Below are 23,864 nucleotides of genomic sequence, written 5' to 3'. Positions count from 1 at the left end.
CCGGGCGCGGCCGCCGCGCTGGCGCCCTGCCCGCGCGACGGCAGCGCGCCGCCGCTCAGTGCCGACTTGCCGGCGCGCCTGCTGGACGCCATGCGGCGCTTCCCGGGCCGCGTCCTGTTCATTTTCAGTGGCGCCGACCTGACGGCGCAGGAGTTCCTCGACATGACCAAGGCTTCGCGCCCCTGGCAGCAATTGCTGGCGGCCCCGGCCGTCCAGCAGCACACGCTGGCCGGCGCCGACCACACCTTCTCCACCCGCGCCTGGCGCGACCAGGTGGCCGACTGGACTGCGGACTGGGTGCAGGCATGGTGAAGCGCGTGCTGATGGTGGCCTTCCACTTCCCGCCGCTGCGCGGCAGCAGCGGCATCCAGCGCACCCTGAAATTCGCGCAATACCTGCCGGCCCAGGGCTGGCAGCCGCTGGTGCTGTCGGCCCACCCGCGCGCCTACCTCAACCAGGGGCCGGACCAGTTGGCCGAGATCCCGCCGGAAGCCATCGTGCGCCGCGCCTTCGCCTTCGATTCCGGCCGCCACCTGTCCTGGCGCGGCCGCTACCTGGGCTTTACCGCCTGGCCCGACCGCTTTGTCGGCTGGTGCCTGGGCGCCATCCCGGCCGGCCTGTCGCTGGTGCGCCAGTACCGCCCGCAAGTGCTGTGGAGCACGCACCCGATCGCCAGCGCCATCCTGATCGGCCTGGTGCTGCACAAGCTGACGCGCCTGCCGTGGGTGCTGGATTTCCGCGACCCGATGACCGACACCGACTACCCGCGCGACCCGCGCGTGCGTGCCATCTGGCGCTGGATCGAGCGCAAGGCGGTGCACAACGCGGCCCTGGTGGTGTGCAATACGCCGAGCGCGGTGGTGACCTACACCACGCGCTACCCGGAGCTGCCGCGCAGCCGCTTCACCATGCTGGAAAACGGCTACGACGAGGAAAACTTCCGCAACGCCGGGGCCCAGGCGCAACCGGCGCGCGCGCCCGGCCAGCCCTTCACCCTGGTGCACAGCGGCATCATCTACCCGTCCGAGCGCGACCCGGTACCGCTGATGCGCGCGCTGGGCGAGCTGAAGGCGGCCGGCGCCATCGATGCCAGCCAGCTGCACATCGTGCTGCGCGCCACCGCGCACGACGATTATGTGGACGCCCTGTTGCAGGAGCACGACATTCGCGACCTGGTCAGCCTGGCGCCGCACGTGCCCTACCAGGTGGCGCTGGCGGAAATGCTGACGGCCGACGGCTTGCTGGTGCTGCAGGCGAGCAACTGCAACCACCAGATCCCGGCCAAGCTGTATGAATACCTGCGCGCCGGGCGCCCGATCCTGGCCCTGACCGACGCCGTTGGCGATACCGCCGCCACCCTGCGCGCGGCCGGCGTCGACACCATCGCCCCGCTGGACGACAGCGAAGGCATCAAGCGCGGCCTGCTGCATTTCCTGCAGCTGGCGCGCGCCGGCCAGGCGCCGCTGCCGGCTGCGGCCGCCGTAGCCGGCGCCTCGCGCCAGGCGCGCACCGTCGAACTGGCACGCATGCTCGACAGCGTGCTGCCGCAAACCCAGGCTGTGCCGGCCCCGGCCGGCTCCACGGAGGAAGCATGAAGATTCGTTTACTGGCGCTGGGCGCCATCCTGTCCGCCGCCGCGCTGCCGGCCCTCGCCAAGCCGGTCTGCGGCAACCTGGGCAGCAGCACCAAGGATTACCGCACCGCCATGAACGATGTGGCCTTCCTCAATACGGTGGAAAGCCGCCACTTCACGGAAGAGGTGGAACAGGGCGTGCGCGGCGCCTCGGGCAGCGTGGCCGACGACTTGCAGTACACGCTGGGCCATTATCCCAACCATGTACGCGCGCTGGAAACCGTGCTGCGCATGGCGCCGCGCTACCCGGCCGGCATGCTGCCGGGCGCCAAGCTGCCGACCGAGTGTTTCTTTGAACGCGCCGTGCGCGCCTTCCCGGACGACAGCAAGACCTGGCTGATGTACGCGCGCTACCAGTATCTGGTGGGGCGCGAGGCGCAGGCGCAATCGATGCTGGAAAAGGCGGTGGAACTGGCGCCGGATGATGTCAGCATCAATTACAACCTGGGCCTGGTGTATGCCAAGCAGAAGAAATTCGAACAGGCCCTGCCCTACGCGCAAAAGGCCTACGCCCTGCAATTCCCGCTGCCGGGCCTGAAGCAGATGCTGGTCAATGCCGGCAAGTGGGTGGAGCCGCCAGCGCCGCCGGAAGCCGAGCAGGACCCGGCGGCGGCGCCGGCCGGCGCCGACAAGCCGGCCACGGTGCCGGAGCTGAAGGCGGAAGCGAAACCGGGGACGCAGCCTGAACCTGCGGCGCCCGCCGCCACGCCGGTCAAGCCATGATGCGCCTGCTGGCGCGGCGCGGCGCCGCCCTGGCGGCGGCCGGCCTGCTGCTGGCCGCCGCCAGCGTCTATCCGGCGCCCACGCTGCTGCTGGCCGTGCTGCTGGGCGCCTACATGGCGCTGCTGCTGTGGCGCCCGGCGGCCTGGCTGGTGGCGGTGCCGGCGCTGCTGCCGGTGCTCGATTTCGCGCCCTGGACCGGCTGGTTCTTCCTGGAAGAGCTGGACTTGCTGCTGCTGGCCACCTGCGCCGCCGGCTACTGGCGCCTGGGCGACGCGCCGCCCCGCACCAAGCTGCCCGGTACGGCGCGCGTGGCGCTCGGCCTGTTCGTGCTGTGCTATCTGATCGCCGCCTGGCGCGGCCTCATGCCGCTGGCGCCGCTTGACGCCAACTCCTTCGCCAACTACACCAGCCCCTATAACGGCCTGCGCGTGCTGAAAGGCGTGCTATGGCCGCTGCTCCTGCTGCCGCTCCTGCGCGCCACAGCCGGCGAGCAGGGCAGCAACCTGCAGCGCCTGCTGGTGCCCGGCATGCTGCTCGGCCTGACCGCCTGCAGCCTGGCCGTGGTGTGGGAGCGCCTGGCCTTCCCCGGCCTGTTCAATTTCGCCAGCGACTACCGCCCCACCGCGCCGTTCTCCGCCATGCATACCGGCGGCGCCGCGCTGGACGCCTACCTGGCCATGGCCTTCCCCTTCGTCACCTTGTGGCTGGTGAACCACCCGCCGCCGCGCCGCCTGGCGCTGGGCCTGCTGGTCCTGGGGCTGGGCCTGTTTGCCGGCCTGACCACCTTCTCGCGCGACATCTACCTGGCGTATGCCGCCGCCGGCGGCGTGATCGCCGGCATCGGCGCCGTGCACCATTTGCGCGGCGGCAGCCTGTCCGGACGCAGCATGGCCGCCTCGCTGCTGGTCTTGGTGCTGGCTTACTGGATCCTGGGCCAGGTCTTTGAGAGCAGCGGCTATCGCGGCCTGGGCGCTGCGCTCGGCCTGCTGGCCACCGCCCTGCTGCTGGGCGGCGCCGCGCCGCGCCTGGGCAAGCCGCTGCTGGCGGCCGCCCTGGCGCTGGGCTTGCTGCTCCTGGTGGCAGCGCTCGGCCTGCTCGGTTCCGGCGGCAGCGCCGCCAAAGGCTCCTACCTGGCCTATGGCTTGGCCCTGCTGTGCGCAGCGGGCGGCGCCGGCCTGCTGGCCCTGGGTGCGCCAGCCCAGCGCCCACGGGGCGTGCTGCTGCTGGCGGCAGCCCTGCCGGCGCAGGCGCTGGCGGCCATCCTGGTGGCGCGCCATTACGGCGGCAACGACACCCTGCCGGCCATCAGCATGGTGCTGCTGCTGGCGGTGGCGCTGGCCGCCAGCCGCCTGCTGCCGCGCCCGCCCTGGACCCTGGACCGCGGCACCCTGACCGTCAGCTTCTTCAGCGCCATCGTGTTTGCCGCCCTGATCCCGATTTCCAGCAGCTATTACACCGGCACCCGATTCGCCACCGTGGGACGCGATATGGACACCCGCCTGGCGCACTGGAGCGAAGCGCTCAGCATGATGGACGACACGGCGCTCACCAGCGCCTTCGGCCAGGGCCTGGGCCGCTTCCCGCAAGCCTACGTGTGGCAGAACACGCACGGCGAAATCCCCGGCACCTTCAAGTACGTGGACGAGCCGGGCAACCGTTACCTGCTGCTGGGCGCGGCGCAGTACGCGATCGGCTATGGTGAAGTGCTGCGCATGCTGCAGCACGTGGACATGAAGCCGGGCCAGCGCTACACCCTGAGCTTCGACATGCGGCGCCAGCATCTGGACGCCGGCCCGGCCGCCATGGTGTGCGCGCGCTGGCTGATTTACCCGATGGCCTGCAGCCCGGCCCGCATGCCGCCTTCGCCGCTGGTGCAGGACTGGCAGCACGTGACGGTGGAGCTGCCGGTGCGGCAGCAGGCCACGGCCTGGGGCGCGCCGCTGGTGTTCGAGCTGTACAACCGCTCGCACAAGGCGCCGCTGGAAATCGACAATGTCAGCCTACGCGAGGCGGGCAGCGGGCGCGAACTGCTGCGCAACGGCAGTTTCAGCGACGGCCATGACTACTGGTTCTTCAGCAGCGACCGCAACCACATGCCCTGGCACGTCAAGAGCTTCGCGGTGAACCAGCTGTTCGAGCTGGGCTGGGTCGGTGTGGCCGCCACCGCCTTCCTGCTGCTGGCGGTGGGTGCGCCGATGGTGGCGCGCGGCCTGGGCGGCGACCACTTCGCCACCGTCAGCCTGGCGGCGCTGACCGGCTGCATGATGGTGGGCCTGTTCGATTCGATCACCGACGTGCCGCGCCTGAGCACCCTGTTCCTGCTGCTCGCCCTGGCCGGCAGCCTGAAGCCGGCGCGCAAGCGCATCAAGGTGCGGCGCCAGCGCAACGGCGCCGAGGATCAGGACGCCGATGCCTTGATGGCGTGACGCTCCAGCAAGTCGTACAGGGTTGGGCGTGACACGCCCAGGAGTTCGGAAGCCTTGACGATATTGCCTTCGACCCGCGCCAGGGCACGCACGATGGCTTTGTATTCGGCTTCGTCGCGCACCTGGCGCAGGTTGAACGGTTCCTCTTCCAGCGGGGCGCCGGACAGGCCCAGGTCGTCGGCCGTGATGGCCGGGCCGTCGGCCATGATGATGGCGCGCTTGATGCAGTTTTCCATCTCGCGCACATTGCCCGGCCAGTCGTGGTGGGCAATCTGTGCCAGCGCGTCCGGGCTGAAGTGCAGGTTGGCGCGCCCTTCCTGGGCGCAGAAGCGGTTCTTGAAGTGCTGCGCCAGCAGCACCGCATCGCCCTGGCGCTCGCGCAGCGGCGGGATGGTCAGCACGATTTCCGATAAGCGGTAGTACAAGTCCTCGCGGAAGCGGCCGGCCTTCACCAGCTCTTTCAGGTTCTGGTGCGTGGCGCAGACGATGCGCACGTCGACCGGGATTTCCTCGTGGCCGCCGACGCGCTCGATCACGCGCTCCTGCAGGAAGCGCAGCAGCTTGGCTTGCAGCGGCATCGGCAGGTCGCCCACCTCGTCCAGGAAGAAGGTGCCGCCGTTGGCCGCCTCCACCTTGCCCTTGGTTTGCTTGACGGCGCCGGTGAAGGCGCCCTTCTCGTAGCCGAACAGCTCCGATTCGAGCAGGGTTTCCGGGATGGCGGCGCAGTTGATCGCCATGAAGCGTTCCTTGGCGCGCGGGCTGCCCTGGTGCAGGGCGCGCGCGATGACTTCCTTGCCGGTGCCGGACTCGCCCAGCACCATGGTGGTGGCCGTGCTCGGCGCCACTTTCTCCACCTGGCGGCACACTTTCAGCATGCCGGGGTCGCGCGAGATGATGCCGGACAGCGGGCTGTCGGCGTTCCCCTGCTGCATGCGGCGGTTTTCCTGCTGCAGGCCGTGCAGGAAGAAGGCGCGCTTGATCACCAGCGACAGCAGCTCCGGCTCGCACGGCTTCTGGTGGAAGTCGTAGGCGCCCATGGCAATCGCCTGCACCGCGTGCGAGCGGTCCTGGTTGCCGGTCAGGACGATGACCTTGGTTTCCGGCGCCAGCGCCAGGATTTGCTGCAGCGTGGCCAGGCCCTCGGTGGCGCCGTCCGGGTCGGGCGGCAGGCCCAGGTCCATGGTGCACACCGCCGGCTCGTGGCGGCGCAGCTGGGCCAGCGCCGCTTCGCGGTCGCCGGCCACCACCACCTCATAGTCGTCGAAACTCCACTTCAGCTGCTTTTGCAGGCCGGGGTCGTCTTCAATAATCAACAGCTTCGGTTTACTCTGGCTCACAACGTGTCCTTGCGCCGTCAGGCGGCTTGTTCAATGGTTTGCTGGCGGTACAGCGGCAGGCTGACCGTAAACGTGGTGCCTTGCTCCGGCACGCTGCGCACCTGCAGCGTTCCACCGAGCTGGTGGATGTACTCCCGGCTTTCGAAGGCGCCAATGCCCATGCCGGCCGACTTGGTCGAGTCGAACGGTTTGAACAGGCGCTCGCGGATGAAATCTTCGCTCATGCCGGTGCCGGTGTCGCTCACTTCCACCTGCACCTGCTCGCCGCACTGGGACAGGCGCACCGTCACCTTGCCCTCGCGCGGCGTGGCTTCGATGGCGTTTTGCACCAGGTGGCCCAGCACGCGCTCCAGGCGCTCGGCTTCGGCCAGCACGCGCAGGCCCGGCTGCAGCACTTCCAGCTGCGGCTTGGGGTCGAACGCGGCTTTCAGCGCCACCGCCTGCGCCAGCAGCTTGCCCAGGTCCTGCGGCATGGCGCGTTCGGGCGAGGCGGTGCGGCTAAGTTTTTGCAGCATCAGTTTCATTTTCTGCACCGACAAGGTGACAGTCTCCATCATATCGCGCTGGAACTCGGGATTGTCGGCGTGTTTTTCCGCGTTGGCCGTCATCAGCGACAACTGCGCCACCAGGTTCTTCAAATCGTGCACCACAAAGGTGGACAGGCGGTTGAAGGAATCGAACTGGCTGGCCAGCATCAGGGCATTGTCGGCTTCCTGCTGCGCCAAGTAGGAGGCGGCCTGGGTGCCGGCGATCTTCAGCAAATCAAGCACCTCCCAGTTCAGCTTGACTTCGCTGCGCGAGGCCATCAGCACCACGAAGCCGGCCAGGCGCCCCTGCAGCAGCAGCGGCACCACCAGCCAGGCCTTGGGGAAGGCTTGCAGCCAGGCCGGCAGCGGCACTTCGGGGTCGTGCAGCACATGGGACGGCACGTCCACCAGCCATTGCTTGCTTTCCATCAGCTGGCAAAACGGCGAATCGGCCGCTTCGGACGCCTGCTGCGCCTGCACGTGCCAGGACGCCACCGGCTCGAAGCGCTGCTCGCGCCGCAGCCACAGGGCGCCGCCCTGGCTTTCCACCAGCTCGGCCAGGGCCGAGATGCTGCGCTCGCCCAGGTTGGGGCCGGTGGCCGACAGGGTGCGCGTGAAGGCCAGCCACTCCTCGCGGTAATCGTAGTTGTAGCGGTAGAAATGCTTGCTGATGAAGACTTTCAGCCAGGCGCGGAAGGTGCCGGAAAACAGCACGCCGACCAGCAGGAAGCTGGCGCCGAACAGGAAGGCCAGCTGCATCAGGCCGCCCCACGAGCCGCCCACGAAGCGCAAGTAGTAGGCGGCCATGCTCATGGCCAGCAGGTAGACCGCCGAGCCGAGCAAGGCGGCCGAATGGAAGGCGACGCGGCGCGACACGGCCAGCTGGGTCGGCCAGGAGGCACTGCGCAGCAGCGAGATCGCCAGCAGCGGCACCGTCAGCGCATTGACCACGCCGCGCGCCGCCCACAGTTCCGGATCGAGCTCGCGCAGCAGCAGCATGTCGCTGTACAGGTAGAAATCGTAGGCGAACAGGGCGCCCAGGCCCAGGCAGAAGAATTTGATGCCCCAGCGCACCTGCACGCTGCGGTCGCGGTACAGCTGCTCCACCAGCAGCATGCCGAGCACCGCCATGCCGAGCCGGCCCACGGCCTGCACATGGAAGGCCAGCGACTGCGGCAGCGCCGAGGCCAGCAGGCCGGCCAGGGCCATGGCCAGGTAGACGGCGACGCTGGCCTGGAAGATGCGTGAATTGCGCTGCCACAGGCCGAGCATGGACAGCAGCAGGCCGCTCCAGGCCGCGTTGCGCAGCCATTCGGCGCCGTGCACCACCCAGGCCGCCCACGGCACCACGGTGGCGCTGGCCATGACCAGGCCCCACAGCACGCTCAGCAGCGAAGCGGCCGCCAGCGGACGCCGGTGCGGGCGCTGGCGCCAGCCGGGAACCAGCATCAGGCTAAAGAACAGAAACGCCAGCGCGGCGCTGGCGTAGCTGAAGGCAGCGGTGCTGGTCGGCATCAGACCCCCATGTCCTTAACGGCCCCCCCTGAACAGGACCACCTTGACGGTGTCGATCAGGCACAGCACGTCGAGCAGCAGGCTGTTGTTCTTCACATAGTACAGGTCGTATTGCAGCTTCTGCAGCGCGTCCTCCACCGTGTCGCCATAGCCGTAGCGCACCTGGGCCCAGCCCGTGATGCCCGGCTTGATGCTGTGGCGCACATTGTAGTAAGGCACGCGCTCGGTCAGTTGCTCGACGAAATAGGGACGCTCCGGGCGCGGACCAACGAAGGACATCTCGCCTTTCAGCACGTTCAGGATTTGCGGCAGTTCATCGATGCGCAGCTTGCGGATGATGTTGCCGACGCGCGTGATGCGCGGATCGTTCTTGGAGGCCCACTGCGGCGTGCCATTCTTTTCCGCATTCTTGAACATGCTGCGGAACTTCAGCACGCGGAACACGTGGCCGTCCTTGCCGACCCGCTCCTGCGAGTAGAAGATCGGCGCGCCATCCTCGATCACGATGGCGATGGCGGTGATGATCATGACCGGCAGGGACACCACCAGCAGCGACAGGCTGGCCACCAGGTCCACCGTGCGCTTCATGAAGGTGCGCATGAAGCTCTGGTCGAAGCCGCCGCCGAACACCAGCCAGGACGGCTGCACCGACTCGACCCGGATCTGGTAGGTCTCGCGCTCGAAGAAGGTGGCGGCGTCGGTGACCTGGATGCCGTACAGCTTGCACTCGAGCAGTTCCTTGATGGGGAAGGCGCCGCCGCGGCGGTTCTGCACCGAGACCACGATTTCCGACACGCGCTGGGCATTGGCCAGGGCCACCAGGGAGCCGCCTTCCGGCAGGTGCAGCAGCTTGCTATGCGGCACGCACACCTCTTCCGATGGCATGGCGACGTAGCCGGCGATATCGTATTTGCGGTAATTGGTGTCGCGCGTGGCCAGCTCGCCGCACTCCTTGGCCATGCCGCCGCCGCCGAGGAAGATGATGCGGGTGGCCAGGAAATGCGAGCGCGAGGTTTTCAGGAACATGGCGCGCGCCAGCAGGATGCCGGTGCCGGCGATCAGGAACACCAGCACCAGGATGCCGCGCCCGAAGTACAGGTCGGGCGCCAGGTAGAAGATCAGGGTCAGGATGCAAAAGCCCATGGCGAACGAGGGCATCAACTGCAGGAAGAAGGGATTGCGCAAGCCTTCCTGGAAGTTGATCTGGTACATGCCCAGCGCGCTCATGCTGAACACGATGGCGGCGGCGAAAATGCAGGCCGACATGAAGAAGTGGTCGAGCTGCGGGACCACGAACTGCTCACCGTCGAAGAAGCGCAGTCCCGCGCCCGCGTAGAACGAGCCAATCAGGATGAACACTTCCATGAAGAGCAGGCTGAACACGACCTTGGATATGTAGTGATTGGAAATTCTTAGCATTTTTATTCCCTCCCGCTTGACTTCTTATGCAGGCTGCGAAGGCGCGCGGTGCCTTCGCGCCTTTCTTTATCCCTGGTTTTGCGGGGCCAGGTGGCTGACGTACCAATCCATGGCCTCTTGCAAGCCGTCACCAATACGGTGGGTCGGCTCGAATCCCAACAGCTCGCGCGCCTTGCTGATATCAGCCTGCGAATGGCGCACGTCGCCGGCCCGGAAGCCCTGGTACTGTGCCTGGTGCTGGCGCAAGTGCGGGAAACGCTCCTGCAGCAAATCGCGCATCATCAGGTACAGCTGGTTGAGGCTGGTGCGCTCATTGAGCGCCACGTTGTACACCTGGTTGACCGCTTCGGGGCGGTCGGCCAGGGCTGCCAGCAAGTTTGCTTGCACGACATTGTCGATAAAGCAGAAATCGCGGCTGGTTTCACCGTCGCCGTTGATGAACAGCGGACGGTTGCGGATCAGGGCGGAGACCCACTGCGGAATCACGGCGGCGTAAGCACCTTCCGGATCCTGGCGCGGGCCGAACACATTGAAATAGCGCAGGCCGATGGTTTGCATGCCATAGGTGCGCGCGAAAACGTCGGCGTACAGCTCGTTGACGTACTTGGTGACGGCATACGGCGACAGCGGCCGGCCGATGGTGTCCTCCACTTTCGGCAGGCCGGGATGGTCGCCGTAGGTGGAGCTGGATGCGGCGTACACGAAGCGCCTGGCCTTGGCGTCGCGCGCCGCCACCAGCATGTGCAGGAAGCCGGTCACGTTGGCGCTGTTGGTCAGCAGCGGATCGTCGATCGAGCGGCTGACCGAACCCAGCGCGGCCTGGTGCAGGATGAAGTCCTTGCCGGCGCAAGCGGCGTGGCAGGTGGCCAGGTCGCGGATATCGCCTTCGATAAAGGAGAAGGAGGCCCAGGCCTGGGTGCCCACGGCTTCGCGCACCTGGTCCAGGTTGTGCTGGTGGCCGGTGGCGAAGTTGTCCAGGCCCGTGACCTGCTGGCCGAGCTTGAGCAGCGCCTCCACCAGGTTGGAGCCGATAAAACCGGCAGCACCCGTCACCAGCCAATGGTATCGCTGGCCACGCAAATGCAGCCGCACATCGTCGAACTTGCCCACTACCGCCCTCCCAGGCTCCCTAGTACTTCTTTTTATTACAGGCGCCAGACGCTGTAACCAGCTTCTTGCAGGCCTGCCATATTGAATGCCGACTTCACGTCGATGAAACAACCGCCAGGATTGAGCTTGGCGGACAGATCGCCCAGCGACAAGGCCAGCAGCTCCTTGTGCGACACCGCCGCCACCAGCGCGTCGGCTTGCGGCAGGCTGTCCCACGACTCCAGGCGGATGCCGTATTCGTGCACCGACTCCTCGGCATCGGCCACCGGGTCGTGCACGTGCACGTCCAGGCCGTAGGATTGCAGCTCAAACACCACGTCCGCCACTTTCGAGTTGCGCAGGTCCGGGCAGTTTTCCTTGAAGGTCAGGCCCAGCACATTCACTTTCGCGCCCTTGATATGGCTGCCCGCCGCGATCATTTGCTTGACGGTCTTTTCGGCCACAAACTTGGCCATGCCGTCGTTGATGCGGCGCCCCGCCAGGATCACCTGCGGGTGGTAGCCGATCATATCAGCCTTGTGGGTCAGGTAATAAGGATCGACGCCGATGCAGTGGCCGCCCACCAGGCCCGGGCGGAACGGCAGGAAATTCCACTTGGTGCCCGCCGCCTGCAGTACTTCCAGCGTATCGATGCCGACCTTGTCGAAGATGATAGCCAGTTCGTTCATCAGCGCGATGTTCAGGTCGCGCTGGGTGTTTTCAATGACCTTGGCCGCTTCCGCCACTTTCACGGAGGATGCGCGGTATACGCCGGCCGTCACGATCGACTCATACAGTTTAGCCACTTGATCCAGGGTTGCCGGAGTATCGCCGGACACCACTTTCAGGATGGTGGTTAAACGGTGCTGCTTATCGCCCGGATTAATGCGCTCCGGCGAATAGCCGACGTTGAAATCCTGCAGCCATTTCAGGCCGGAATGCTTTTCCAGCACCGGGATGCAGACTTCCTCGGTGGCGCCCGGGTAGACCGTCGATTCGTATACGACGATGGCGCCTTTTTTCATGTGCTTGCCGACCGTGGTCGAGGCGCCGACCAGGGGACTGAAATCGGGCGCGTGGGCGTTGTCGACCGGGGTCGGCACGGCCACCACGATAATGTCGGCTTCGGCCAGCGCAGCCGGGTCATAGGTGACGCTCAGTTGGGTCGCTTCGCGCAGTTCCTGTTCCGACACTTCGCCGGTCGGGTCGCAGAAATTGCGGTAGTTTTCAATTTTGGACTGCGACAGATCGAAGCCGATCGTCTTGCGCTTCTTGCCGAACTCTACTGCCAGGGGCAAGCCCACATAGCCCAGACCGACGACCGCAACCACCGAGTTTTTCATATTCAGTTCCTGACAGAATCACGCGTTATATTTATGATAACCATATGCTAGCTCCCGCCACATTGCAATGCCGGGTTTAACAATCTTGCCGCCAGTGCAGGGCTGCCCTTCTCGGAAGGGGCGCTGGAGTGTTACAAATGTCTGTTGCTGCGTCACCACATAAATTGTGCAAATGTGATAACTTGATTGACCATTTGTCATGCCTTGTCAATTTTACACGCCTCTGCTGCGCTTGTCACAACCTTTCACGCTAGCGCGGCGCGCCGGTGGTGCGGCGCAACACCTTTTCCAGCAGATACGTTTCTGCACCGAAAGGTTTTCCCAGCAGTAGCCACAGGCCGAGCAAGACCGCGCCGTACACCAGCGCCCCCAGCACGACCTTGACCAGCAGCGCCAGCAGCACCGAGCCGGCCAGCCACGGCGCCGGCTGCACCAGCACGGCCGCCATGGCCGCTGCCGCCAGCAGCGGGCGCAGGATCGTCCCCAGCATATCGCCCCAGCCCACCAGCGGCAAGCAACGGCGCAGCATCAGCAAGGCGCTCAGCAGGCCGGCGGCGCCGACCGCCACGCGCAGCCAGGCCAGGTCCAGCGCGGGCGAGGCCGCCGGCAACAGGAAGCAGCCCAGGCCGAATAGCACGACCTGGATCCAGGTGGTCAGGGTGGCGGCGCGGTTCCAGCTTTGCGCCAGCAGCACGTAGCCGCTGCAGGTGGTGATGGCCTGCACGATGCTGCCCAGCGACAGCACCTGGACGAAGGGCACGACGAAGGCCCACTTCTCGCCCAGCATCAGGTGCACCACTTCCGGCGCCACCAGGGCCAGGCCGCAGCTGGCCGGGATGGCGATCAGGCACTGCACGCCCTGCGCCAGCAGGAACATGCGCTTGAGTTCGGCCAGGTCCTGGCGCGCCCGCACGAAGGCCGGGAACAGGATGCGGTTGATGGGCGACAGGATTTCCGTGGCGGGCATGGCGGAAATCTCCTCGGCCAGGGTGTAGCCGCCGATGGTGGTGCTGTCGAAGCGGTTGCCGACAATCATCTTATGCAGATTATTGTTGAGGTAACGGCCGACGCTATTGATCAGGTTCCATTGCGACACGCCGAAAATCGCCTTGAAACTGGCCAGGCTGAAGCCGCAGCGCATCGGGTGCATGCGGTAGCTGAGGAAGACGCCGAACAGGCGCGACACCAGGGTGCCCCAGACCAGCGCCCAGTAATCGCGCAGGACCCAGGCCAGCACCACGGTGACCACCAGGCCCAGCAGGCGGCGCGAGAAGGTGAAGACGAAATCGCGGTCGGCCCGCATTTCCTTCTGGAAGGTGACGATACCAATATTTTCGCAGGCGGCGATCACCGCGGCGGTCGACATCACCAGCAGCACCGGCAGCACGCGCGGCTCGTGGAAATAGCGCGCCGCCAGCGGGGCGATCAGGCACAGCAGCAGCATCGAGGCCAGCGCCTGCAGCAGGCGCAAGGTCCAGGCCGTGTCATAGTCGGCCTTGCTCGGATTCGGATTCTGGATCAGGGCCACGTTCACGCCCAGGTCGAGCAGAACGTCAATCAGGCCCACCGCCAGCGCCGTCATGGCGACGATGCCGAAATCGTCCGGCGCGAGCAGGCGCGCCAGCACCACCGTGCTGATGATGCCGATCAGCCGGTCGGTCCAGCGCAACGCCACGTAAATCATGGCGCCGCGCACCACGCTATTGCCCGCTGGCTTAGCCATCAGTCTTGTGGCCAGCCCGGCAGCAGGCGCCGGGTGTAGCTGAGGAAACGCAAGCCACCGGGCTGGCCCAGGCTGCGCAGGTGGGCCAGCCAGGCGTCGGCGCGGCGGCCGGCGGCCAGGGCGCGCACCGAATCCTCGTGCAGGCAGGCGCCCAGGCGGCGGCGCACCAGCTTTTCAATATTCGGCGGCGGGCGCACGGCCAGCATGCGCTGGAACAAGGCGAAATAGGCCGCGAAATAGCTGGCCGACTTGGACAGCGAACCGGGCGTGTCGTTGTTGACGTAGGTGGGCGCGTCGACCACGCCGATGCACTTGCCGGCCTGCGCCAGCGAGAAGGCCAGCCAGGTCCATTCGGCGTAGGCGTGGTAATTGGCAAACCAGTCTGGGCCCACGGCCTCGCTGCGGTACAGGCCGTTGCAGCTTTGCAGCCAGGTGAAGTCGAACAGGGCCGGCAGCGGGCGCTGCTCGATATTGGCCATGCTGCTGTAAGTGAGGCGGTCGCCCTCGGCCGTGCGCCGGATGCCGTTGGTGACCACCAGGGCCGGCTGGTCGGCTTGCTGCATGCGCTGCATGCGGCAATCGAGGGCGCCAGGCAGGAATTCATCGTCGTCGTCCAGGGTGGCGAAGTACGGCGTTTGCACCAGTTCGCGCCCGCGCAGGATGGCCTTGGGCAGGGACGGCTCGGGCGCCAGCTCCAGCAGCACATCGGTCTGCTGGCGCAGCCATTCGAGCAGGCCGGCCTCGCTGCGCGCGCCGTTCACCACCACGATCACTTGCACCGGCCGCGTGCTGGCGGCGCGCACCGAGGCGATGGCGCGCTGCAGGCTTTGCGCGCGCTCGGGCGCCGCCATGGTGGCGATAATGACGCTGATCTCGGCAGGCACGCGCATTTAGCGGCTCCCTGCTTGCAGCAGGCGCACCAGCCAGCGCCACGGCGCGGCGGCGCCCTGCGCCTTTGGTCCGCCGGCCCAGGCGTCGCGCAGGGCGGCCAGCCAGCGCGGGCCGACCGCATCGATGCTGTAGCGGTCCGCCACGCTCAGGCGTGCCTGCTGTCCCATGGCGGCGCGCACGGCCGGGTCGCGCAGCGCCAGCAAGGCGTCGGCGATGGCGTCGTCCGATTCGATGAACAGGCCGTTCACGCCCGGCTGGGCCAGGCTGCGGTAGGACGGGATCAGGGAGGCCACCACCGGCATGCCCAGGCCCATCATCAGCGCCAGGCGGTTGGCCGACTTGGTCTGGAACCAGGTGCCGGCCGGGATCGCCAGCAGGGCGATGTCGCAGGCCAGGATATCGTCGGCCACGGTGGCCTCGCTCCATTGCCGCGTGGCAAATTCACCCTTGGACACCAGCTCAAACTCAAAATGGGCGGCAATGGCGGGATGCTGTTGCAGGCGCGCCACGAGGCCGACTATATAGTCGGCATAACCCTGGTGCCCCATCCAGACGACTTTCAGGCGCGGCGCGCCGGCATAATCGGTCTTGAACTTGCCTGGAGGAATTTCGGCGCTGTCATCGATCACGCGCGCGCGCTCGATGGCCAGGCGCTGCTGCAGTTCGGCGGTGGGGACCACCGTCAGGTCGTAGGCGCGGTCGTAGGCGCCGGGAATCGGATCGCAGCGGGTGCCGACGGCACGGCGGCCGCTGGCACGCCACAGCTTGGCCAGCTGCATCATGGGCCAGTCGCCGCCTTCGAACACGACGACGTCGCACTTGCTGCGCAGCAGGCGCACGGCGGCTTTCACGAAAGCCCAGCTGCGCGGCGACGGCACGCGGTTGAACCGCTCCAGCAAAATGGTGGAATCGGCGCCCTGGCGCAGCAGCCATTCATGGACCAGATAGCCCTGAAGCCGGCTCGCTGCCCATTCCCGGTCATGCGAAATGACCCAGCCGATCTTCAAATCCCCATCCTTCATGCTCCGCGCAGTAACTCCTATGTTTGCGCCGAGTATAGCCGAATATGCAACAAAATTGACAATAATTTGCCGCCGGGCCAGCCGCCAGCCCGGCGGGCAAGGCGGTCAGTGCACCAGCAGCGCCTGTCTGCGCACCGGCACCGATGGACGCGGGGCCGGCCGCGCCGGGCGCTGCCCCGCCTGTTCCAGCTTGAACACGGCAAAGGCCTGCGCCACCCATTCGGCCTGGCGTGCCAGGCTGGTGGTGGCGGCCGCCGCCTGTTCCACCAGGGCGGCGTTTTGCTGGGTGATGTCGTCAATCTGCACCACGGCCTGGTTGACCTGGCCGATGCCGCGGCTTTGCTCGCGCGTGGCGTTCTGGATTTCATCCATGACGTGGGTGACGCGGCTGACCGAGGCGATCACCTCGCTCATGGTGCTGCCGGCGCTGCTGGTCAGGCGCGCCCCGGCGTCAACCTTGGCGATCGAGCTGTCGATCAGCGATTTCACATCCTTGGCGGCGGCCGCCGAGCGCTGCGCCAGGTTGCGTACTTCCGAGGCGACCACGGCAAACCCCCGGCCCTGCTCGCCGGCGCGCGCCGCTTCCACCGCCGCGTTCAGGGCAAGGATATTGGTCTGGAAGGCGATGCCGTCGATCAGGCCGATGATGTCGAGGATCTTGCGCGAGGACTGGCTGATATCGTCCATGGTCTGCACCACCTGCGACACGATGGTGCCGCCCTCCGCCGCCACGCTGGAGGCGCGCCCCGCCAGGTCGTTGGCGTTCTGCACGCTGGCCGCGCTCTGCTGCACATTGCTGGTGAGCTGCTCCATGCTGGCCGCCGTCTGCTGCAGGCTGGACGCCTGCGATTCGGTGCGGCCCGACAGGTCCAGGTTGCCGGTGGCGATCTCGCTGGTGGCGGTCTGGATTTCCACAAAGTTGTTGCGCACGTCGCCGATGATGCTGTGCAGGTTGACGTTGGTCTGACGCAACGCCGCCAGCAACTGCCCCATTTCATTATCGGCGCCGATATCGATCACCCCGGTCAGGTCGCCGCCCGCCATCTTGCGCGCAAAGCCGGTGGCCTGGCGCAGCGGCAGCACGACCGCGCGGTGCAGGGAATACCAGAAATACAGGGTGGCGGCGATGAACGCGCTATTGGTGGCGGTCAGCCAGGCCGGCGCGCCCTGCACCGCGCCCGATACGGCCAGGAAAGCCAGCAAGGCAGTCAGCGCGCCCATGCCGATTCCGATGTGGCGCGCCAGCGACAGGTTGCGCAGCTGGTCGGCCCAGTTGCGCCAGCCGCGCTGCACCAGGCGGCCGCGTTCCAGGCGCAGGCAGCGCGGGTTGCCTTCGCGGATTTCGCGGTACAGGCTATCGGCCTGCGCCACCTGTTCACGGCTGGGCTTGGTACGCACCGACATATAGCCGACATGGCGACCAGCCTCGATCACCGGCGTGACGTTGGCCAGCACCCAGTAAAAATCGCCGTTCTTGCAGCGGTTTTTGACCAGGCCGGTCCACGGCATGCCGGCCTTGATGGTGGACCACAGGTCGGCAAAGGCTTCCACCGGCATGTCGGGGTGGCGCAGGATATTCTGCGGCGCGCCGATCAGCTCGTCCTCGGCAAAACCGCTGACTTCGATGAAATACGGATTGGCATAAGTGATCTTGCCCTTCATGTCGGTGGTGGACACGATGGTCTTGCCATCATCCAGGATGTATTCCTGGTTCGAGACAGGGGTATTCAGGCGCATGGCGGTGCTCCCAGTTGGCGATTGTTCGTTATAGGAAAAACGGAATCACGAACCGGGAGTTGGGGTTCGCAAGGCGTGAAGGGCGCGCAGTCAGGGGCGCCGTGCCAGGTCATGCATGCCAGTATAGAAACAGGATGCGCGCAAGAAACTCACCAAAAATGGCAATAGAAAAAATCAATGGGACGATCTGCCACAGCGTTGCGCCGCGTCACTACGCGCGCTTGGCGGCGCGCCAACATTGCGGAACTGTTAGCTTTGCCTGGAGGTCAAGATGCGCCAACTCCTCAGTTCCATCAGGCACCGGGTGCCGCTGCTGCCGCACCGCGCACGCAAGGAGCGGCGGGCCGACCGGCGCGGCCTGCCGGGCCACGACCCGGGCATCGCCGCCGTGCTGGCCGCCAGCACCGACTGGCTGTGCACGGCACAGGACCGTTCCGCCTCGCGCGACGGCGGCGTGGCGCGCGATTACAGCCTGCTCAAAGGCTGGGCCACCTCCTACCCTGAAACCACCGGCTATATCGTGCCCACCATGATAGAACTGGCGCGCCGCGGCGCACGCGCCGACTTGCACCAGCGCGCGCGCGCCATGCTGGACTGGCTGGTCGCGATCCAGTTCGCCGAAGGTGGCTTCCAGGGCGGGCGCATCGATTCCACACCCCGCGTGCCGGTCACCTTCAACACTGGCCAGATCCTGCTGGGCCTGGCCGCCGGCACGCAGGAATACGGCGACGCGCGCTACCTGCAGGCCATGCACCGCGCCGCCAGCTGGCTGCGCGACTCGCTGGAGGCGGACGGCTACTGGGACAAGCACCCCACCCCGTTCGCCGCGCCCGGCGAAAAGGCCTATGAAACCCATGTCGCCTGGGGCCTGTTCGCCGCCGACCGCCTGGCGCCCGGCCACGGCTACGGCGAAGCAGGCCTGCGCCAGGTGGCCTGGGCGCTCACCAAGCAGCGGCCCAATGGCTGGTTTGCCGCCAACTGCCTGAACCAGCCGGAGCAGCCGCTCAGCCACACCATCGGCTACGTGCTGCGCGGGGTGCTGGAAAGCTACCGCCTGGCCCAGGTGCCGGAATTGCTGGCCGCCGCCGTACGCACCGGCGACGCCCTGCGCGCCGCCATCGGCGCCGACGGCTTCCTGCCCGGCCGCCTGGACAGCGAATGGCGCCCCGCCGCCGACTTCGCCTGCCTGACCGGCTCGGCGCAGATCGCGCACTGCCTGTTCCTGCTCTACCAGCTGACGCGCGCGCAAGCCTACTTCGAAGCCGGGCGCCGCCTGAACCAGTACGTGCGGCGCAGCATCAAGGTCGACGGGCCGCCGGAGACGCGCGGCGGGGTCAAAGGCGCCTTCCCGGTCGACGGCGCTTACGGCGAATACGAATACCTCAACTGGGCCGCCAAGTTCTGCATCGACGCCAACTTGCTGGAACAGGAACTGCTGCAGGTGCGCCATGCTTAAGCCGGCCCGGCAACTGGCGCGCGCCGTGCTGGAAAAGCTGCGCCGCCGCCAGGGCGCGCGCGCCGTGCGGCAGGCGCGGCGCCCCGTCAGCCGCGCCGAGCTGACGGCGGGACTGGAACGGCTTGGCATCCTGCCGGGCGATGTGCTCTTCGTCCACTCCTCGCTGAAAAGCCTGGGCTATGTGGAAGGCGGCGCCGCCACCGTGGTGCGGGCGCTGCAAGACGCCGTGGGGCCGGGCGGCACCCTGCTGCTGCCGGCCTACTACATGCCCGGCGGCTCGATCCGCGCCGCCTGCGAGCAGGACGGCTACGTATTCGACGTGCGCCACCACGGCACCCATATGGGCCGCCTGCCGGAAGCCTTCCTCGCCAGCGCCGGCATCCGGCGCAGCATCCACCCCACCCACTCGGTGGCAGCCTGGGGCCGCCACGCCGCCTGGCTGACGGCCGCACACCACCTGGCGCCGTCCGTGTTCGGCCAGGGTTCGCCCTGGCAACGCCTGCTCGCACTGGACCAGGCCAAGGTGCTGGGTCTGGGCGTGTCCATGGGGCCAATCACCTTTTACCACGTGCTGGAAGACGCACTGGGCGCGGCCTTTCCGCTGCCGGTGTGGGACGCGCCGGCCCGCAGCCTGCCCTGCCTCGACCTGGCGGGCCAGCGCCACGAAGTGCCGCTGCGCCCGTTCTGCGCCGCACTAGCGCAGCAGCGCATCGACCACCGCTCACGCGACGACTTGCGCGCCTACTTCGCGACGGAATTCACGCAGGCCGGCCTGCTGCACGCGGGACAGGTCGGCGAAGCGGCCTCGTGGTGGATTCCCGCGCACGCCTTTTACGCGCACCTGGAACGCCTGGCCGCCCAGGGCATCACCATCTACGCCACACCCGAGCAACTGGCGGCACGCCCGCTGGCCTAGCGCCCGTGGTGCGCGTGCTCCAGCGCAAACCCAGCCTGATCATCGGTCGCTCGACCAGGTGGTAGCCGAGGCCGGTCAACGTCACCAGCGAGGACAAAAACAGGCTCCACTGCGCCAGCGGATGCCAGTCCTCCAGCGTGAGAAACGCCAGCCACATCAGCGGCGGATGGAACAGGTAAATGCCGTAGCTGTATTTGGCGATGAACTTGCAGGCGCTGTTCAAACGCGGCGAGCGCATCTCGCGCAGCCACGGGATAGCCAGGCCAACGGCCAGGCAAACCAGCCAGCGCCCGTAATTATTGGTGCGCGGTTCGGCCAGCGCAACGAATGCCGTGCATGCCAATGCCAGGAACAATGGCCACAGCCAGCCCGGCAAGCGTTCCCTGCCTTGCATCCGCCACGCCAGCACACCCGCCAGGAAGCAGGGCGCGAACTCAAACAGGCTCAGGCGCGGGCTGACCAGCGGCTGCACGATAGCGGCGGGGATCGAGACTACCCACAGCGCGAGCAGCCAGAGCAGCGGACGCTGTCGGCAAAGCAGGAACAACACCGGCAGCACCAGGTACATCTGCACCTCCAGGCACAGCGACCAGAGCACAGTGGACATATAGGGCGCGTACACCAGGTTTTGCACGAGCAGCAGGTTCGCCAGCAAATCGAACGACGTCCACTGCGCGTCCATGAACAGGTAAATCCCCAGCAGCATGACCGCCGACAACGGGTAGATGCGGCAGGCGCGCTGCACATAGAACGCGCGGAACAAGGCCGCCCCGGCCAACTGCTGACGCTCCATCGACTGCATGAGCACCAGGCTGGTGTGCACGAAGAACAGCATCACGCCCAACTGGCCCATGGCAAATGAGATGGCATTGGTGCGGATGGTGTAGCCCGCCACGTGCGCGACCAGCACCAGCAGCACGGCCAGCGCCCGCAGGAAATCGAGGTTTGGTTTGAGCATCGCGCTGGCGCAGGTTGGAGACGGGAGTTCCAGTCTGCCCGAGCCGGGCACAGCAGTCTTTGCGGGGGCGCAATGATCTGTTGCGGTCAATAACACGCAGGAGGTGAAATGGGGGAATTAATGGCGCGGCTGGCGGGGATCGAACCCACGACCCTCGGCTTCGGAGGCCGATACTCTATCCACTGAGCTACAGCCGCTGTGATACTGAAGAGACACGAAGGATAGCCGGAAATCCATTCCATAGCTAGGGGTTTCCGACTATAATCGCAGGTTTGACGAGGGTCTGGCGCTTTCAATGTTAAAAAAACAACCCTCCAACAGCTTTTAAAAAACTGTCCTAAGGAAATCATGAGCCACGAATCCGCTATCAGAACGCCTAAGCAGCTGGTCGCTGCCGTTGTAGGTTTCTTCGCTATCACTATCATTGGCATCGTTTTGCTGGTGCAGTTTGTTACCCAGGAAAAGCTGACCGGTGCGGGTTCCGAGAGCCAGAGCCCGGAAGAGATCGCTAAGCGCCTGGCGCCTGTGGCTGACAATGGCTTTACCCTGAAGGATGCGAATGCGCCGAAGGTGCTGCAGACTGGCGAAGCGGTGTACACCGCGACTTGCGCAGCTTGCCACGGTACCGGCGCGGCTGGCGCACCTAAGACTGGCGATGCGGGTGCCTGGGGTGCTCGTCTGGCCCAGGGCTATGACACCGTTGTGAAACATGCGGTCGAGGGTCTGAAGGCGATGCCTGCCAAGGGCGGCAATCCTGACCTGGATGATGTGGAAGTGGCACGCGCTGTGGTGTTCATGGCGAACCAGTCGGGCGGCAAGTTCAAGGAGCCTGAGGTTAAACAGGCGGCTCCGGCTGCTGAGGCGCCGGCGGCGGAGCCTAAGGGCTGATTTCTGCTGGATGATAAAAAAACCGCTCGGTAGAGCGGTTTTTTTTTGCCTTTTTGAACCCGGTAAACCGGGGTCTGACCCGAAGGGACTCGGCGTCCCCGTCAGACCCCGTCTGCTCGAAAGCTGCGGACTGCGAAACCGTTGGGGGTCTGACCCTTGGGTCAGACCCGCCCTGCCGGGTTTACCAGATAATCACGCGGTCTTTCGGCGCGAGGTACATGCGGTCGCCTTTCTTCACCCCGAACGCTTCGTAGAACCCTGGCTGGTTGCGCAGGGTGCCGTTGGTACGGAACTCTTCGGGCGAGTGCGGGTCGGTGGTGACTTGTTGGATCAGCGCTGCGTCGCGTGCCTTGGCGCGCCAGGCCTGCGCCCAGCCCTGATAGAAGCGCTGGTCGCCGCTGTACCCTTCAATCACCGGCGCCGGTTTACCGCCCAGCGACAGCTTGTACGCCTTGTACGCAATCGCGAGCCCGGAGTTGTCGGCGATGTTCTCGCCCAGCGTCAGCTCGCCATTGACCTTGTAGCCTTTGACCGGGCTGAAGGCGCTGTACTGCTTGACCAGCATCTTGGTGCGCGCTTTGAAGTTCTTGTGGTCGCGCGCGGTCCACCAGTCGCGCAGGTTGCCGTCGCCATCGTATTGCGCGCCCTGGTCGTCAAAGCCGTGCGAGATTTCGTGGCCGATCACGGCGCCGATCGCGCCGTAGTTGACCGCGTCGTCCGCATTGGCGTCGAAGAACGGCGGCTGCAGGATGGCGGCCGGGAAGACGATCTCGTTCAGTTCCGGGTTGTAGTAGGCGTTGATGGTTTGCGGCGTCATGCCCCATTCATCGCGGTCGATCGGCTTGCCCAGCTTGTCCAGTTCCTTTTGCACCGCGAACTCGGTGGCGCGGGTGACGTTGCCCAGCAGGTCGTTGCGGTCGATCACCAGCTTGCTGTAATCGCGCCATTTGTTCGGGTAGCCGATCTTGGGCGTGAACTTGGCCAGCTTGGCTTGCGCTTCCTTCTTGGTCTGTGGGCTCATCCAGGCCAGCGTGTCGATGCTGTCCTTGTAGGCGGCCAGCAGGTTCTTCACCAGTTCTTCCATGCGCGCCTTGTTGGCGGCCGGGAAATGCTGTTCGACGTAGGCTTTGCCGATGATTTCGCCCAGCGCGCCTTCGGTGGCGGAGACGCCACGCTTCCAGCGTGGGCGCTGTTCGGTGGCGCCGCCCAGCTGCTTGCCGTAGAACTCGAAGTTGGCGTCGACGAAGGCTTTGGACAGGTAGGGTGCGTTGGCGCGGATGACGTTCCAGGCGAAGTAGGGCTTGAGGGTGTCGAGCGGGGTGTCGGCCAGCAGCTTGTCGAGTGCTTTCAGGTAGCTTGGCTGGCTGACGATCACGTAATCGACCTTGCCGGCCACGCCCAGGCCGGTCAGGTAGGCGTTCCAGTCATAGCCCGGCATCAGGGCGCCGAGCTTGGCGACCGGTACCTTGTTGTAGGCCTTGACCGGGTCGCGCAGGGCGACTTTGTCCCAGTGCAGCTGGGCGATCTTGGTTTCGAAGGCGACGACGGCTTTGGCATTGGCGGCGGCGTTGCTGTCGCCTGCCAGCGCGAGCATCTTTTCAACGGTGGCCTGGTATTTGGCCAGCGTTTCGGCCATCTTGGCGTCGTTCTTCTTCAGGTAGTAGTCGCGGTCGGGCATGCCCAGGCCGGACTGGACGAAGTCGACGACGTATTTGGTCGAGTCTTTGTTGTCCTGGTGGATGCCCAGGTCGATCGGGGCCGCGAAGTTGTGGCGGTTGTGGTACGCGAACAGGGCTGGCAGCTGCTTTTTATCGCTCAGGGCCGCGATGCGCGCCAGCTCGGGCTGGATGGGGGCGGCGCCCAGTTGCTCGAGGCGTGCTTCGTCCATGTAGGCGGCGTAGAAGTCGCCGATGCGTTTCTGGTCGGCGTTGGCGGCGCTTTGGGCGGCGTCTTCGATGATTTTGCGCAGCTGCGGTTGGATGTCTTCGTACAGCTTTTCCCAGACGCCCCAGCTGCTCATTTCGGCGGGGATTTCGGTGCTGGCGAGCCATTTTCCGTTCAGGTGCTTGAAGAAGTCGTCCTGGGCGCGGATGGCGGGGTCGATGTATTGCAGTTCGATGCCGGTTTTGTCGGCGGCGCCGGCACTCGCGGCGAGGAGCGCGGCGGCCAGGGCTAGGAGGTGTTTTTTCATGGGGGGCTCTTTTTTACTTCGAAACCGGTAAACCTGGGTCAGACCCAAGGGTCTGACCCTGTTATGCGGC

At 66.1% G+C, this 23,864-nt stretch carries 17 protein-coding genes, 1 tRNA gene and 1 pseudogene; 7 read left to right on the top strand and 12 right to left on the bottom strand.

Features of this window, described 5'->3' with window-relative positions; all coding sequences use genetic code 11:
• The 4 genes and pseudogenes from GTP41_RS04405 to GTP41_RS04390 all read left to right on the top strand — a co-directional run.
• A pseudogene (locus tag GTP41_RS04405) lies at window positions 1-312 on the top strand (hydrolase 1, exosortase A system-associated); the annotation flags it as partial.
• Window positions 306-1,595 (top strand): glycosyltransferase, encoded by a 1,290-nt coding sequence (locus tag GTP41_RS04400; RefSeq protein ID WP_161024341.1) that lies wholly within the window; start codon window positions 306-308, stop codon window positions 1,593-1,595. The pseudogene GTP41_RS04405 and the gene GTP41_RS04400, both read left to right, overlap by 7 nt.
• On the top strand, window positions 1,592-2,356 hold the full coding sequence (locus GTP41_RS04395; RefSeq protein ID WP_161024340.1) for a tetratricopeptide repeat protein: 765 nt from the start codon (window positions 1,592-1,594) through the stop codon (window positions 2,354-2,356). Before GTP41_RS04400 ends, GTP41_RS04395 begins: the two co-directional genes overlap by 4 nt.
• Entirely contained in the window at window positions 2,353-4,782 is a 2,430-nt protein-coding gene (locus tag GTP41_RS04390) for a hypothetical protein (protein WP_161024339.1), read from the top strand. The genes GTP41_RS04395 and GTP41_RS04390 overlap by 4 nt, the downstream gene beginning before the upstream one ends.
• Here the strand turns inward: GTP41_RS04390 and prsR are convergent.
• The 9 genes from prsR to GTP41_RS04345 form a co-directional block, all read right to left on the bottom strand.
• Window positions 4,755-6,119 (bottom strand): PEP-CTERM-box response regulator transcription factor, encoded by a 1,365-nt coding sequence (gene prsR, locus GTP41_RS04385; RefSeq protein ID WP_161024338.1) that lies wholly within the window; start codon window positions 6,117-6,119, stop codon window positions 4,755-4,757. The two genes, GTP41_RS04390 and prsR, sit on opposite strands and share 28 nt — an antisense overlap.
• 17 nt (window positions 6,120-6,136) lie before the next feature.
• Window positions 6,137-8,161, bottom strand: coding sequence for an XrtA/PEP-CTERM system histidine kinase PrsK (gene prsK, locus GTP41_RS04380; RefSeq protein ID WP_161024337.1), 2,025 nt, complete (start codon window positions 8,159-8,161; stop codon window positions 6,137-6,139).
• A 15-nt stretch (window positions 8,162-8,176) separates the two neighbouring features.
• Entirely contained in the window at window positions 8,177-9,580 is a 1,404-nt protein-coding gene (locus GTP41_RS04375) for a TIGR03013 family XrtA/PEP-CTERM system glycosyltransferase (protein ID WP_161024336.1), read from the bottom strand.
• 66 nt (window positions 9,581-9,646) lie between these two features.
• Complete coding sequence (locus GTP41_RS04370; protein WP_161024335.1) at window positions 9,647-10,690, bottom strand: SDR family oxidoreductase; 1,044 nt, start codon at window positions 10,688-10,690, stop codon at window positions 9,647-9,649.
• A gap of 35 nt (window positions 10,691-10,725) precedes the next feature.
• Window positions 10,726-12,012: a nucleotide sugar dehydrogenase gene (locus GTP41_RS04365; protein WP_161024334.1), complete on the bottom strand. Its 1,287-nt coding sequence runs from the start codon at window positions 12,010-12,012 to the stop codon at window positions 10,726-10,728.
• Between the two features lie 250 nt (window positions 12,013-12,262).
• Window positions 12,263-13,735, bottom strand: coding sequence for a lipopolysaccharide biosynthesis protein (locus GTP41_RS04360; protein ID WP_161024333.1), 1,473 nt, complete (start codon window positions 13,733-13,735; stop codon window positions 12,263-12,265).
• Window positions 13,735-14,625, bottom strand: a complete 891-nt coding sequence (locus GTP41_RS04355; RefSeq protein WP_161024332.1) for a glycosyltransferase family 2 protein — start codon at window positions 14,623-14,625, stop codon at window positions 13,735-13,737. The genes GTP41_RS04360 and GTP41_RS04355 overlap by 1 nt, the downstream gene beginning before the upstream one ends.
• Complete coding sequence (locus GTP41_RS04350) at window positions 14,626-15,648, bottom strand: glycosyltransferase (RefSeq protein WP_161024331.1); 1,023 nt, start codon at window positions 15,646-15,648, stop codon at window positions 14,626-14,628.
• 105 nt (window positions 15,649-15,753) lie between these two features.
• On the bottom strand, window positions 15,754-17,385 hold the full coding sequence (locus GTP41_RS04345) for a methyl-accepting chemotaxis protein (protein ID WP_161024330.1): 1,632 nt from the start codon (window positions 17,383-17,385) through the stop codon (window positions 15,754-15,756).
• 271 nt (window positions 17,386-17,656) lie between these two features.
• Here GTP41_RS04345 and GTP41_RS04340 point away from each other — a divergent pair, with 271 nt between their 5' ends.
• Both GTP41_RS04340 and GTP41_RS04335 read left to right on the top strand, forming a co-directional pair.
• Entirely contained in the window at window positions 17,657-18,841 is a 1,185-nt protein-coding gene (locus GTP41_RS04340; protein ID WP_161024329.1) for a hypothetical protein, read from the top strand.
• Window positions 18,834-19,757: an AAC(3) family N-acetyltransferase gene (locus GTP41_RS04335; RefSeq protein WP_161024328.1), complete on the top strand. Its 924-nt coding sequence runs from the start codon at window positions 18,834-18,836 to the stop codon at window positions 19,755-19,757. The genes GTP41_RS04340 and GTP41_RS04335 overlap by 8 nt, the downstream gene beginning before the upstream one ends.
• Here GTP41_RS04335 and GTP41_RS04330 read toward each other — a convergent pair.
• Window positions 19,708-20,715 carry an acyltransferase family protein gene (locus GTP41_RS04330; RefSeq protein WP_161024327.1) on the bottom strand — a complete coding sequence of 336 codons (1,008 nt, stop codon included), beginning with the start codon at window positions 20,713-20,715 and terminating at the stop codon, window positions 19,708-19,710. The two genes, GTP41_RS04335 and GTP41_RS04330, sit on opposite strands and share 50 nt — an antisense overlap.
• A 121-nt stretch (window positions 20,716-20,836) precedes the next feature.
• Window positions 20,837-20,912 (bottom strand) — tRNA-Arg (locus tag GTP41_RS04325).
• A gap of 151 nt (window positions 20,913-21,063) precedes the next feature.
• On the opposite strand from GTP41_RS04325, the gene GTP41_RS04320 reads away from it, so the two are divergent.
• On the top strand, window positions 21,064-21,603 hold the full coding sequence (locus GTP41_RS04320; protein ID WP_161024326.1) for a c-type cytochrome: 540 nt from the start codon (window positions 21,064-21,066) through the stop codon (window positions 21,601-21,603).
• Window positions 21,604-21,784: 181 nt separating this feature from the next.
• Here GTP41_RS04320 and GTP41_RS04315 read toward each other — a convergent pair whose 3' ends face one another.
• Window positions 21,785-23,794, bottom strand: coding sequence for a M13 family metallopeptidase (locus tag GTP41_RS04315; protein WP_161024325.1), 2,010 nt, complete (start codon window positions 23,792-23,794; stop codon window positions 21,785-21,787).
• Window positions 23,795-23,864: the final 70 nt, after the last annotated feature.

The sequence above is a fragment of the Pseudoduganella guangdongensis genome (assembly GCF_009857475.1).
Classification (GTDB): domain Bacteria; phylum Pseudomonadota; class Gammaproteobacteria; order Burkholderiales; family Burkholderiaceae_D; genus Rugamonas; species Rugamonas guangdongensis.
The sequence above is the reverse complement of the archived record's forward strand: the minus strand, read 5'-3'. Positions and strand labels throughout refer to the sequence as shown.